Genomic DNA, 13,177 nt, shown 5'->3' on the forward strand with positions numbered 1-13,177 from the left:
CGGTCAGGACGGATCGAAGAACCAGCAACGTCAGTGGGCAACGGGCCCAACGGCAGGCTTGCCTCCGGTTGCGGCTACGAGCCGCCGGATCCGACGATGTTTCCCAGGGCCCGCAGGAATGCCTCCAGTGCTCCGGCCTTCTTCCCACGGGGCGGCGTCACGGATCTGGGCGGCTGGTAGGGAGAACCGCCTTCGAAAAGCTCGGACGGATCCCTGGGCATGCTCGCGAAGCTGTTCGTGTCAGCGGAGCTGTAGTACCTCGAGCCGAGCCGCCGTTCCAGCTCACTCCGGGCTCCGCTGCTACCGGCATTCGCCGCTTTCAGGATCTCCCGGAGGTCGTCGCCCCCGCCGTAGCTCTTGTTCGAGCCCCCTGAGCTGCTACCGCCTCCGGCGCAGACGATGAAGATGCCACCCGCGGAGCAGATACCGCCAAGCGACGTGCTTGACTTCTTTCCGGTCGACTCGCTGGCCGGATTCGTCCGCTTGTTCGTGTTCGTGCCGGTACACAGCAGGATCGTCTGCAGGCAGGGGTTCTTCGTCGTCGCCGCCTTCTTGGCAGATGCCTTGCCCGCTGCCTCCACGTGCTTGAGGTGCTCCTTCGCCGTCGAGCGGTTCTTTTGGCACCGCGAGTCACAGGTGGCCTTCGCCTTGGCCTTCGGCTTGACCCGCGTCGTCGGGTGCCCGGTCAGCTTCGGCTTCGGCTTCGGTTTCGGCTTCACGCGGGTCGTCGGGTGCCCGGTCAGCGCCTTCGGCTTCGCCTTGGCCACCTTGGCCTTGGCCTTCTTCGCGTCCGCGACGATCTTTGCGTTGCTGCCGTCGCACTGCCGGGGGTTCGAGCACTTCGCCTTGAGACCGTCGGGATCGCTGAGCGTCGCCGGGTTGTTGTTGCCGTAGGCGTACCCGTGCATCTGCTGCGGATCGTTGACGTCGATGATCGGGTCGACGGAGATGAACCGGCCGGTGCCCGGATCGTACTCGCGGGCACCGAGGTGGGTGAGGCCGCTGCTCGCGTCGATCGTGCCGCCGACGAAGCCCTTCTCCCCCGGCCAGCCGGCCGGTGCGGCGCCACGCTCGGCGCCGAACGGCAGCTGGTAGCGGCGGGTGATTGCGAGGCTGACCGCGTTGACGGCGAGTTGGCCGGTGCCGTGGTGATCGGGTACCAGCCAGGTGAGCTGGCCACCGGTCCGCACGGCCATCGTGTCGCCGGCGTGGGTGTAGTAGCGGGTGCCCACCGCCGCGCCGCCGCCGGCCGGCTGGCGCAACTCGTCGGTGCCCAGGTAGACGGTGGTGCCGGTCGGGTCCCGGCGGATCAGCCGGTTTCCGTCGGCGTCGTAGAGGTACGAGGTGGTCCGGCCGCCCTCGGTGACCGACGCCAGGCGCCCTTCGGCGTCCCAGGTCAGGGTTTGGCCGGCGCCCGCCACCGTCCGGGTGGTGGTGTTGCCGTCGCTGTCGTAGCCGTAGCTGTCGGTCCGCGACCCGCCCGGCCCCGTGGTGGTCACCGACCGCAGCGTGTGCGGTTGGTCGGAGCCGGCGGCCGGGTAGGCGTAGCCGCGGGTGATGTCGCCGCCGGCGGCGTGCTGCACCTCCGAGAGCCGGTTGCCGACCTTGTCGTAGCGGTACGAGTGCCAGTAGGGGGCGGGGCCGCCGAGCCCGGTCGTGGCCGGCGCGGTGGCGCAGTCGTCGCCGGAAGGGGTCCACGCCTCGGTGAGGCGGCGCAGGTAGTCGCTGGTGAAGCACTGCCGGTCCCCGGTGGCCTGGTCGGCGATCCTGGTGACGTTGCCGGCCGGGTCGTAGGTGTAGCGGACGTCGCTCTGCACGGTCTCGCTGGTGGTCCTGGTCCGGGTGACCGCGCTGGCCAGCCGCCGGGTGCCCAGTTCGTAGGTGAAGTCGCGCACCACCTGGCTACCGGACGCGCCCAGCGAGTACGACCGGGTCTCCGACAGCTCGGTGTAGGCGGACGCGGCGACGTACCAGGCCGTCGCGGTGCGTAGCGTGGTGGCCAGCCCGAGGCCGGTGTCGTAGCCGTACTGGAGGGTTTCGCTGGGGATGTCGCCGACCTTCGGCAGCAGCATCGCGGTGACCTGGTCGGCGGCGTTGTAGGTGACCCGGGTCCGGTACGTGCCGCCCAGGCCGGTCTCCTCGCTGGGAATGGTGATCGTGCTGCCGGTCGGCCGGCCCGCCGCGTCGTAGCCGTACACCTCGTTCTGGTACGCCCGCCCGGCGGCGTACCGGGTCGAGCCGGTCGGCAGGCCCTTGCCACCGGCGAGGGTGTCGTAGGTCCACTCGGCGAGCTTGGTGCCGGCGGTGGAACCGTCGAACATCGCCGTCTTCCGGTCGAGCTCGTCGTAGGTGTAGGCGAGGGTGCGGCCGCGCGAGTCGGTGGTGCTGAGCACCCGGTCACCGTCGTCGAACGTGGTCAGCCGGGTGCCGGTGTCCGGGTCCTCGGTGCGGGTCTCCCGGCCACGCAGGTCGTAGCTGTGCCGCCAGACGTTGCCGGCCGGGTCGGTGACCGTCGCGAGTTGCCCGGCCCGGGTGTAGGTGTAGCGGGTGGCGTCGTAGCCGCCGGTCGGTGCGCCGCCGGTGAACTGGCGCAGCTCCACGGTCCGGCCGTCGGCGTCGAAGACCGTCATCGTGGCGGTGTCGCCGGCCGGTGGATCCTCGGCGACCCAGTTGCCGCCGTACGAGGTGGTGGTGCGCCACTTCTCCGCCCCGGCGGCGAGGAAGATCTCCGCGATCTCGCGCCCGGCGCCGTCGTAGACGTATCTGGTCAGCGCCGGGATGCTGGCGTCGGGCACGTCCACCAGGGCGGTCCCGGGCCCGGCCTGCCCGTTCCAGTACGAGTCGCTGACCCGGTCCACCTGCCCGTAGGCGTCGTAGCGGGTGTCGGTGAGCACCCGGCCGCCGGCCGGTGAGGGCGCCTGCGTCTGCCGCTCCCGCAGGAACCCGTCGAGAATGGTGTAGCTGGACAGGTAGCTCGAGCCGTTGCCGAGCAGCGTCTGCGCGGTCATCGAGGACGGGCCGTCGTTGCGGACCAGATAGCTGAACTGGACGGTGGGCGACTGGGTCGCCTTGCTGCGCCCCGGGGCCCAGCCCTTCACCAGCCGGCCCAGTGCGTCGTAGCTCATCTCGGTGACCCGGTTGTTCGCGTCGGTGACCTTGACCGGCACGCCGAGCAGCGGGTCCACGGTGGTGGTGGCGGTGTGCCCCAGCGCGTTGGTCATGGACACCGAGGTCACCGGCCCGCCCACGGCGGGGGTGTAGCTGGTGGTCTGCCGGTTGCCGAGCGCGTCGACCTCGGCGGTGACCCGGCCGTGCCGGTCCAGTTCCAGCCGTCCGGCGTCGACGTAGACCGGGCCACCGGACCAGGAGGCCACCTCCTGGGTCCGGGTGACGTCGCCGGCCTTCGGGGGGGCGCCCCAGGCGCTCTGCCCGTCGTAGAAGTAGCGCTCGTCGGAGATCAGGTCGTCGGGGTACCCGGCGGTGGCCGCGCAGCCGACCGAGACCACCTCCTCCCGCGACTCGGTGTCGACGATCCAGGCCGCGTCGTTGCGGGTGTAGGTGTAGCGCGTGCAGGTGTCGTCGGCGGTGGTGGCCAGATCGCCCTGGTCGTCGATCCTCGTGACGGTGCCGTACGTGCCGTCGTACTCGACCACCGTCTCAGTGGTGCGCGTGGTGCCGTCGGCCAGCGCGGTGAGCTGTCGCTCGGACTTCTCCACCGTCAGGTACGCCTCGATCGCCTGCCCGTTGGGCAGCGCCCGGCGGGCGGTGCGGCGCAGGTCGTCCGGCGTCGAGATGGTCCTCTCCAGCCACGGGCCGCCGTCACCGTCGTACTCGGTGGTCATCCGCGCGAAGCCCGCCCACTGCGGCCGGTCGTCGATGCCGTCGACCTTCACCCCGCTGTCCGGCGGCCCGGAGAGGTTCACGTCCCCGTCCATGCCGCGGAGGAAGACGTGCTCGGTCAGCGTCCGCTGCCCGCCGACCGGGCCGGTCCGCACCCGAACGGTCTGGTAGCCGCGCCACTGGCCCCACGACTTGCGCGCCTCGGGTACCAGTTCGGCGTCGTCGTGCCGCCAGGCGTGCCCGCCCATGACGTACTCATACGAGGTGACCACGTCCGGGCTGCCGCCCACCAGATCCGACTCGGTCACCTGGTCGACCACGTACTTGTGGAAGAACTCCTGATTGATGCTGGTGCCCGTGCCCCATTTCGCCGGGAAGCAGCGCTTGTCGTTGTTGTCGACCGGGGGCAGCGAGGTGGGCAGGCATTCCGCCAACCGGTAGCTGACATTGATCCGTGCGCCCGACTCGGTGTAGATGGCCTGCAGCCGCCGCTTGTGGAACTGCGGACGCCCGTCGTTGCCCGCGTCGACCCGGTTGGGGCGGGTCGTGCCGTCGAAGGTCACCGCGGGCAGGCTCTGGGTGCCGTTGACGTATCCGGTGTGCACGACCGCGTCGAGCCACAGCGTCGGGTCGGTCGGATCGCTCGGGTCGGTCGATCTCGGGTAGGAATGGGTCAGCGTCCAGGACTCGACATCCTGCGCCGCCCCACCCGAACGCACCTGGGTGGTCACCTGCGCCAACCGCTTGGTGGTCCAGAACGACGGCGCGGGCACCGTGCAGGACGCCGCCCCGCACCACTGGTCCCACGGGGTGTCCGGCCAGTCCTGCGGCTGCGACTGCACGCAGGCGGTGCCGGGAATGCACCGGTCGGCCACGGTGAACAGCACCTGCGCGGAGGCCGGCGTGCTGAACAGGGCGTCGGCCCGCTGCCCGTACTCGATGCGCTTGAGCGAGCCGCCACGGACGTACGGGGTGGGCGTGATGCCGCCGCGGGCGTAGTAGTTGATTTCCTGGTTGTAGTAGAGCGACATGGCGTCCCCGTGCGGATCCACCACGTGGTCCAGCGCCCACCGGTAGCCCTGCTGGCACCAGGAGGTGACGAACGTGCCGGTGTTGCAGGGCTCCCCCGACTGGTTGCCGAAGACCGGCACGGTCCACGCGGAGTTGGTCTCCGGGTTGCCCGCCTGCCAGCCGGGCAGCCGGTTGAGACCGAAGAAGTACTGCGTGCCGTCCGGCGAGGTGAGCCGCCAGTGCTCACCGTCGTTGTCCCCGTTGGTCGCCCCGGTCCGCAGCTCGACCCGCCAGCCCTCGTCGTCGCCGACGCGCCACACGCCGGTCGCGTCGTCGCGGACGAGCGGCCCGGACGCCCCGGGCAGCGACAGGACGGCGTTGTTGCTGGCCCAGCAGAGGTCCTGCACCGTCGCGGCCTGGCCGTCCTCGGCGCAGGACCGGTACGAGCGCTCGATGAATCCCGGCTGGTAGTCGAACCCCTCGCCGATCCAGGACGGCTGGTTGTTCGTACCGGCGACCCGACCGTCCACGGAGCCGGACGAGTAGGAGAGCCCGACCTCCGGCTCCGGGCCAGGCGTCGCCGGGGCCTCCATCGGGTACGACCAGGCGAAGTCGCCCGACTGCAGGCCGACCTGCCAGGTGGCGGACGGCGACAGGGAGGTGGGCTTGAAGCTGCCGGTGCTGCCAGCACCATCGGCGGTGACCGCGTACAGGCCGTCGGTCACCCGCGCCGTCAGCCGCCCCGCCGCGGCGTCGTTCGTCGCGGGCACCACGCTCCGCCCGGCCGACCCGTTACCGGCCGCGGCCAGCGCGTTCTCGGGCAGCCGAACCAGGACCAGCCGGGCCGCGTAGTCTCCGCCGTACGCGTGCCGGAAGCCGGAGTAGTCCACCTCGAGGGTGCTCGGGCGGTCGACGCCGTCCGGGTGGGCCACCCGGAGCACCACCCCGCTGACGCCTGCTCGGACCGCCTCCGCTCGGCCGAACATCTGGACCCGGACCGGACTCGCCACGGCCGCGCCCCGTGCCGCCGATGCGACCGCACCGACGCGTACCGGTAGCTTCCCGGCCCGCACGAGCGCGGGGGTCCGGTCCGCCGCGCTCGGCGTCGTCACCTCGGCGGTACCGGGGGCCGGCCACCGGACCGCCGGTGGTGTCCGCACGGCGACCGCGGCGTCGGTGTCGGCCGCTCGGGACCGGACGCGGGCCGGCGTCCCGTCGGTCGAGTGGGGACGTGCGGCTGCGGCATGCGACGGCGCCTCGTCGGGACGGGCCGCCTGGGCGGGGGCGGCGCCGATCGACGTCGCGGCCAGCGCGGTGACGGACACCGTCACCAACCAGCGGAGGATCGACCCGGATGAGGAGCGGCGGACGGACAGGTGGCCAACCATGGCAGCCTCCAACGGCGTGACCGATGCCAATGCGGAGATCATCGATGGCCGTCGTACAGGGGAGCGCACAGCGCTGCGCACAGCGGCGGTGACCGCTCATCGGCCGCGGATCTTCCGCAGCGTGCGACGCACCACGACCCGGCGGCCGGGCCGGCTGGTGGCCGGTCCGTCCAGCAGGCCGTCCGACTGCCGGCGCAGGATGGCCCGGTGCAGGTCGGCCAGCTCGGCCCCGGGCTCGACACCGAGCCGCTCGGCCAGGGACGCCCGCGCGGTGCGGTACGCCTCCAGCGCGCCGGGCAGGTCGCCGTCCCGGTAGCAGGCGAGCATGAGCTGCCCCCACGCGCGCTCCCGGCCGGGCTGGTCGGACAGGAAACGCAGCAGCACCTCGCGCGCCTGGGTATGCCGACCGAGCCGGAGAAGGAGTTGCGCGTACTCCTCCACGGCGGAGAGCCACTGGGCGTTGAGGACGGCCGCGCGGGCGGCGAGGACCGAGCCCTGCGGCACGTCGGCCAAGGCCGGGCCCCGGAACAGGTCGACGCACCTGCGCAGGTGTGCTGCCGCACCCGTCCAGTCGCCAGCCCGGCCGGCGCGCCGCCCCGCCGCCAGTTCCGTCTCGAACGCAAGCACGTCCACCTCGGTGCCGGGCAGCGCCAGGGACCAACCGCGCCCGGTGAGCGGCAACCGCGCCACCGGGCTGTCGGTCAGGTGGCGATCCAGCCAGCCCCGCAGGCCCGAGACGTACGTGCGTACGTTGGCGTCCGCCGATGACGGGGGTGCGCCGGTCCACAGCTCCCCGACGATGCGGGCACGCGTGACCGTCTGTTCGTGGGCGAGCAGGAGCAGCGCGAACAATGTGCGCTGCTTGCCGACCGGAGGCGGCAGCAGCACATCATCCTGCCGGGCCTCGAACGACCCGAGCAATCGAATCCGCATCACCAATGTCAAAGCACCCGTTTCTATTTGAGTATCGACATCTGCTGGCATTGCCGACGACTTCGGTGTCGCCGGAATCACGGCCGCGCCGGGAGACCCGCCAGCCTTATTTCACCGCTGGATGATGATGTGAAAGCCACCTGGAACGGCGCTGCGGCGATTCCTGAGAGTTCCTGGGACGAACCTTGAGAGCGCTGCCGACGGGCTGGAAGATGCAGGTACGTCCTCGGAACGGGAGTACCTGTATTGGCAGTGGAATTTCGCCTGCTGGGCGCCGTCGCGGCGGAGTCGGCCGGCCAACCGGTCAACCTGGGTCACGCCCGGCAGCGAGCCGTACTGGTGGCGCTGCTCGTCGATGCCAATATCGCGGTGTCGGTCGACCAGCTCGTCGACCGGGTCTGGGCGGAGAATCCCCCCGCACGCGTCCGCGACTCCCTCTACGGATACCTGTCGCGACTCCGACGAGTGTTCGCCGCCCTCCCCGATGTCGCGCTCGACCGCAGATCAGCGGGGTATGTCCTGTCCGTGGATCCGGCCAGGGTGGACCTGTTGCGATTCCGGAGTCTGGCCCGCCGGGCCCGGGCAGTGACGGAGGAGCGCGCGTTGTCGCTCTTCGACGAAGCGCTCGATCAGTGGCAGGGTGATGCGCTGGCGGACCTGACCAGCCCCTGGCTCGACGAGTTGCGCGAACGGCTCCACCAGGAGCGGCTCGGGGCCGAGCTGGACCGCAACGACCTGGCACTGCGGCATGGGCAGCACGCGCGCCTCCTGCCCGAGCTTCTCACCAGCGCCGCAGAGCATCCGTTCGACGAGCGCATCATCGGACAGCTCATCCTCGCGCTCTACCAGTCCGGCCGCCGGGCCGACGCGCTCGCCTGTTACGAGCGGGCCCGTCGCCTCCTGGCCGACGAGCTGGGCACCGATCCCAGTCCCGGCCTCCAGGCACTTCATCAACAGATGATGGCCGCCGGGGCGATCGGGCCGGTGGCCGGACCGGCGCCGGCGGCTCCTCCACCGGTTACGGCACTTCCGATCCCGCGCCAACTACCGGCCGCCCCGCCACTCTTCGTCGGCCGCAGCCGGGAACTGGCCGAGATCAGCTCGACGGTCGACCAGGCTGGTGCCCAGGGCCGGATGGCCATCACGGTGATCGGTGGCAGTGGCGGCATCGGCAAGACCTGGCTGGCTCTGCGGTGGGCCCATGACCACCTGTCCCGGTTTCCGGACGGGCAGCTGTACCTCAACCTGCGCGGCTTCGATCCCGTCGGTCGGCCGACGGCCACCGGCGCCGCACTCAACGCCATGCTGGCGGCCCTCGGTGTGCCGCCGGGCATGGCACCGGCCGAAACAGACGCCCAGGCCGCACTCTTTCGCAGCCTGGTCTCCAACCGTCGCATGCTCGTCCTGCTCGACAACGCGCAGGATGCCGATCAGGTACGTCCGCTGCTGCCCGGCTCACCCCACTGCACCGTGATCATCACCAGCCGACAGCAGATGCCCGGGCTCGTCACCACCGAAGGTGCCCGCCACCTGGCCGTCGACCTGCTCTCCCCGGACGAGGCGCGGCACCTGCTCGCCGTGCGGATCGGCGAGGAGCGGGCGGCAGCGAACGGGGATGCCCTGGCCGCGATCGTCACGGCCGCCGCGGGTCTGCCCCTGGCCCTGGCTGTCGTAGCCGCCCGGGCCGGGATGAGCCCGGCCGTCACACTCCGGGCACTCGCCGACGACCTGGCCGCCGACCGCGACCGGCTGAACGTCTTCGCCGGCAACGACCAGGTCTCCGACGTGCGGGCCGTCTTCTCCTGGTCGTACCGCACCCTGAGCCCGCCGGCGGCGCGCATGTTCCGACTACTGGGCCTGCCGACCGGCCCGGACATCGCGACGGCCGCGGCCGCGAGCCTGGCCGGCATCCCGCTCCCCGAGGCGCGCGGCCTGCTCGACGAACTGGCACGGGCTCATCTGGTCACGATGACCTCCCGGGATCGTTTCACCATGCACGACCTGCTCCGGGCGTACGCCGACGAGCTGGTCGGCGACGCTGAGGCAAGGGCGGCACTGTCCCGGATGTTCGACCACTACCTGCACACCGCGCACGCCGCGGCGCTGGTGATCGAGCCGCATCGCGAAGCCCTCAACCTCGCACCGGCAGCGCCCGGTGTGGTGCCGGAAGGACTGGCCGCAGCGGGGCAGGCGCGCCGCTGGCTCACCACCGAACGCCCGGTGCTGCTGGCCGCGATCGACCATGCCTTCCGCGCCGGCTGCGACGGACACGCGTGGCGGTTGGCCTGGACGCTCACGACCTTCCTCAGCCGGGGATCCCACTGGTCGGAGCTCGCCACGGCGCAACAGGTCGCCCTCGACGCCGCCACCCGCGCCGGCGATCTCCTCGGACAGGCCCACGCCCACCGCGACCGGGCTCTCGCGCGCAACCAACTGGGTCACCGCACCGACGCGGTCCCTGACCTGAAACGGGCAGCCGCGCTCTTCGGCGAGCTCGGCGACCTCCCGGGGCAGGCGCACACCCTGCTGACCCTCGGCTGGATCTGCGAGCGACACGGGCAGCAGCAGGACGCGCTCCGCTACGACCAGCAGGCCCTGGCGATGTTCCAGACCGCCGGCCACGAGGTTGGCCAGGCCAAGGCGCTCAACGCGGTCGGCTGGGACCATGCGCAACTCGGCGACCACGAACAGGCGATCCACTACTGCGAGCAGGCGCTCGAGCTGCACGACCGCCTCGGCAATGCCACGGGTGCCGCGCGTGCCTGGGACAGTCTCGGGTACGCCCACTCTCGCCTCGGCCAACACCAGCAGGCACTGGCATCCTTCCAGCGAGCGCTCGGCATCTATCGGGACGCGGGCGACCACTACACCGAGGCCGAGACGCTGACCCACGTGGGCGACACCTACCGTGCGCTGGGTGACCACGGGGCCGCCGAGGAGGCGTGGCGTCAGGCACTCGAACGCTACGGCGACGGCAACCCGACCGAGACCGACGAGGTGCTCGCCCGGCTTCAACAGCTGCTGTCCGTGGGGATGAGCCGCTAGGCACGTCCAGCGCGGAGGGCAGGTTCCGGACCGGTCACCGGTACACAGCGCCCGGGAGCAGTCGCCGGCCGGCCAGCTCCGGCCGTACCTGCGGGCCGCTGGGCGCCGGCCCGTCTCCCCGGTACGCCGACGCGACGGCGCCTTCGTCGACCCGGATACCCAGACCGGGGGCGTCGCCCAGCACGAAGGCGCCGTCCGCCACGTGCAGGTCCACCGCGATGCCGACCGGCGGTTGGAGGTCCTGGAGTTCGCTGGCCAGGTGGTTGGGGACGGAGGTCGCGGCGTGCAGGAGTGCGACCGGGGTGTTGCCGATCGGGCTGACCGGCAGGTCATGGGCGTGCGCCAGCGCCGCCACCCGCAGGAAGTGGCTCACTCCCCACACGGCGGCCGTCTGGACGATGTCCACGCCGCCGGCGGCGAGGAGCGGACGGAACTGCTCGAGCCCGGTCAGGTTCTCCCCGGTGGCGACCGCTGCGCGGACGCCACGGCTGACGGCGGCGAGACCATCGGCGTCCCAGCGCCGGACCGGCTCCTCGATCCAGGTCAGGTCCAGGGTGCGTTCGAGTTCAGCGACATGGCGGACCGCCTGCTTGCGGCTCCAGCACTCGTTCGCGTCCAGCATCAGGCCCGGCCGCATCCCCCGCGCCGCCTCGGTCAACACCTCGCGCACGAGCGTCAGCCGGTGCCGGTCCCGCTCGACGTCCAGGCCGCCCTTGAGTTTCGCCGCCCGCAGCCCTCGTTCGGCGTAGCTCTCGTAGGTGGCGACGAGCTCGCCGTCCGTGAGACCGATGTCCAGGCCGGAGGCGTACGCGGGGACCGTGCGGTCCCGGCCGCCGAGCAGCCGCCACAAGGGCTCGCCGGCGGCCTGCGCCTTGATGTCCCACAGCGCGGTGTCGAACGCTCCGATCGTGCCGAACACCGCGCCGGCGTGGCCGGCCTTGAAGGTCTGTCGCAGCATGCGGTCGTAGAGGGCGGCGACCGATCGCGGATCCTCTCCGTCGATCGCGGCGAAGATGGCCTCGGCGGCCACGTGCGGCCCCAGGCCGACGCCGGTGATCCCCTCGTCGGTGTCGACGAGGATGACGGAAACCGGCACGATGCCGTCGGTGTGGACACCGTTGGCATCGCCGACAGCACGGCCCCATCGCTGAACCGTCGTCAGGGTCCGGTATCCGGTGATGCGCATGTCAGCCCTTCGTCGCACCGGCGGTCACCCCGTCGGCAATCTGGCGTTGCAGGAACAGGTAGGTCACCAGCACGGGTACCGCGGCGATCAGCACCCCGGCGGCGAAGGTGGGAATGTTGTCGGAGTACTGGCCGCGCAGCGAGGTGACGCCGACCATGAGGGTGCGACGGTCGGCGGACGGCATCATGAGCAGGGAGATGAGCACGTCGTTCCAGCAGAACAACGCGTTGAGGATGCCGACCGACAGCAGCGCCGGAGTGCCCATCGGCAGCATGATCCGCCGGTACACCCCGTACAGGCTGTTCCCGTCGATCCGTGCCGCGTCCATGATCTCGGTCGGCACGGCGCGGTAGTAGCTGGTCATCAGGAAGACGGTGAAGGGCAGGAACTGCGCGACGTAGGCGAGGATCAGGCCCGGGTACGTGTCGATCAGCCGGCCGTCGGCCATGATCCTGGCCAGCGGCACCATGATCACCTGGAACGGGATGAACAGCGCCGCGAGGCAGACCAGGAACAGCGCATGTGAGCCACGGAACCGCAGCTGGCTCAGCGCGAAGCCGGCCATTGACCCGATGAGCAGCAGCAGCGCTACGGCGAAGGTCACCACGATGACCGAGTTGACGAAGTATCGGGCCATGCCGGCGGTGTCCCAGGCGGCGGTGAGGTTGTCCCAGTGCAGCGTGCGCGTCGGGGAGAACCGATCCAGGATGTAGTCGCGGCGGGTCTTCATCGCGACGTTGATGGTGAACAGCAGCGGGTAGACCGCCGCCAGGGCGAGGGCCGCCATCGGCAGCGCGACAAGCCACCTGCCGAGCCGGATGCGGGACATCAGTCCTCCCTTCCCGCGCGGCGCAGCAGGCTGACCTGGAGCAGGCCCACCACCAGCATGATCACGAACAGCGCCGTGGAGGCGGCTGAGGCGAGTGCCGGGCGGTTCATCCGTCCCTGCTGGACCCAGATGTAGTACTCGGGCAGGTAGGTCGACCCTTCCGGGCCTCCACTGGTCATCACGTAGAGCAGGCCGAACATGGAGGTGAGCATCCCGATCATGGTGGTGACGAAAACGAACTGGATGGTGCGGGACAGGCCGGGGATGACGACATGCCGGATGGTCTGCGGGAGGGAGGCGCCATCGACCCGGGCAGCATCCAACAGCGCGGAGTCCAGGGTCGCGAACCCGGCCAGGAACACCACCAGCGCCATCCCGAACGTCGCCCAGACGTGCACCCCGACGACCGCGAAGATGGCCACGTCGGGGTCGCCGAGCCAGTCGACCGGGCCGATGCCGAGGCCGCCGAGAACGGCGTTCAGCGGGCCGTCGAAGGCCAGCAGCAGGTTGAAGATCGCGCCGACGATCACCGGCGAGAGCACCGCCGGGAAGAAGTAGACGCTGCGGAAGACCCGGTGACCGGGTACGCGCAGGTAGATGAACGTCGCCAGCAGCCCGGGGATCGCGACCGCGACCGGTAGCAGCAGGACCAGCAGTCCCACGTTGCGCAGGGCGGTCCGGAACAACGGATCGTCAAGCAGTTCGCGATAGTTGTCCAGGCCGACCGCGGTGCCGTTGCGGTCACCGTCACCGGTGAACGAGAAGTTGAGGCCGAGCAGCAGCGGCCACAGCCGCAGCACCACGATGATCAGGACAGCGGGCGCTACCAGGACGTAGGGGGCGAGGCGTTCGGAGCGCCGCCCATCCCGGACCCGACGGGAGCGTGTCGCGGGGCCCGCCACCGGCGGACCGGGCGGGGTCCCGCCGGTCCGCCCCGATTCGACA

General features: G+C 71.1%; 6 protein-coding genes. 1 reads left to right on the top strand and 5 read right to left on the bottom strand.

What is annotated here, in order from left to right:
* Positions 1-74: 74 nt before the first annotated feature.
* Entirely contained in the window at positions 75-6,182 is a 6,108-nt protein-coding gene (locus tag LQ51_RS15970; RefSeq protein WP_052744899.1) for an RHS repeat-associated core domain-containing protein, read from the bottom strand.
* Positions 6,183-6,335: 153 nt separating this feature from the next.
* Positions 6,336-7,172, bottom strand: coding sequence for an AfsR/SARP family transcriptional regulator (locus LQ51_RS15975; RefSeq protein ID WP_197087769.1), 837 nt, complete (start codon positions 7,170-7,172; stop codon positions 6,336-6,338).
* 339 nt (positions 7,173-7,511) lie between these two features.
* Between LQ51_RS15975 and LQ51_RS15980 the strand changes: the two genes are divergently transcribed.
* The gene (locus LQ51_RS15980; protein WP_231605758.1) at positions 7,512-10,217 is read left to right on the top strand and encodes an AfsR/SARP family transcriptional regulator; all 2,706 of its coding nucleotides are present in this window, start codon (positions 7,512-7,514) and stop codon (positions 10,215-10,217) included.
* Between the two features lie 34 nt (positions 10,218-10,251).
* On the opposite strand, the gene LQ51_RS15985 is transcribed toward LQ51_RS15980, so the two are convergent.
* From LQ51_RS15985 to LQ51_RS15995, 3 genes are read right to left on the bottom strand one after another with little or no spacing between them, the layout of a single operon-like run.
* On the bottom strand, positions 10,252-11,403 hold the full coding sequence (locus LQ51_RS15985; protein WP_046566552.1) for a mandelate racemase/muconate lactonizing enzyme family protein: 1,152 nt from the start codon (positions 11,401-11,403) through the stop codon (positions 10,252-10,254).
* 1 nt (position 11,404) lies between these two features.
* The gene (locus tag LQ51_RS15990) at positions 11,405-12,232 is read right to left on the bottom strand and encodes a carbohydrate ABC transporter permease (RefSeq protein ID WP_046566554.1); all 828 of its coding nucleotides are present in this window, start codon (positions 12,230-12,232) and stop codon (positions 11,405-11,407) included.
* Positions 12,232-13,035, bottom strand: coding sequence for a carbohydrate ABC transporter permease (locus tag LQ51_RS15995; protein WP_231605760.1), 804 nt, complete (start codon positions 13,033-13,035; stop codon positions 12,232-12,234). The genes LQ51_RS15990 and LQ51_RS15995 overlap by 1 nt, the downstream gene beginning before the upstream one ends.
* Positions 13,036-13,177 lie beyond the last annotated feature (142 nt).

The sequence above is a fragment of the Micromonospora sp. HK10 genome, assembly GCF_000982955.1.
Lineage (GTDB): Bacteria > Actinomycetota > Actinomycetes > Mycobacteriales > Micromonosporaceae > Micromonospora.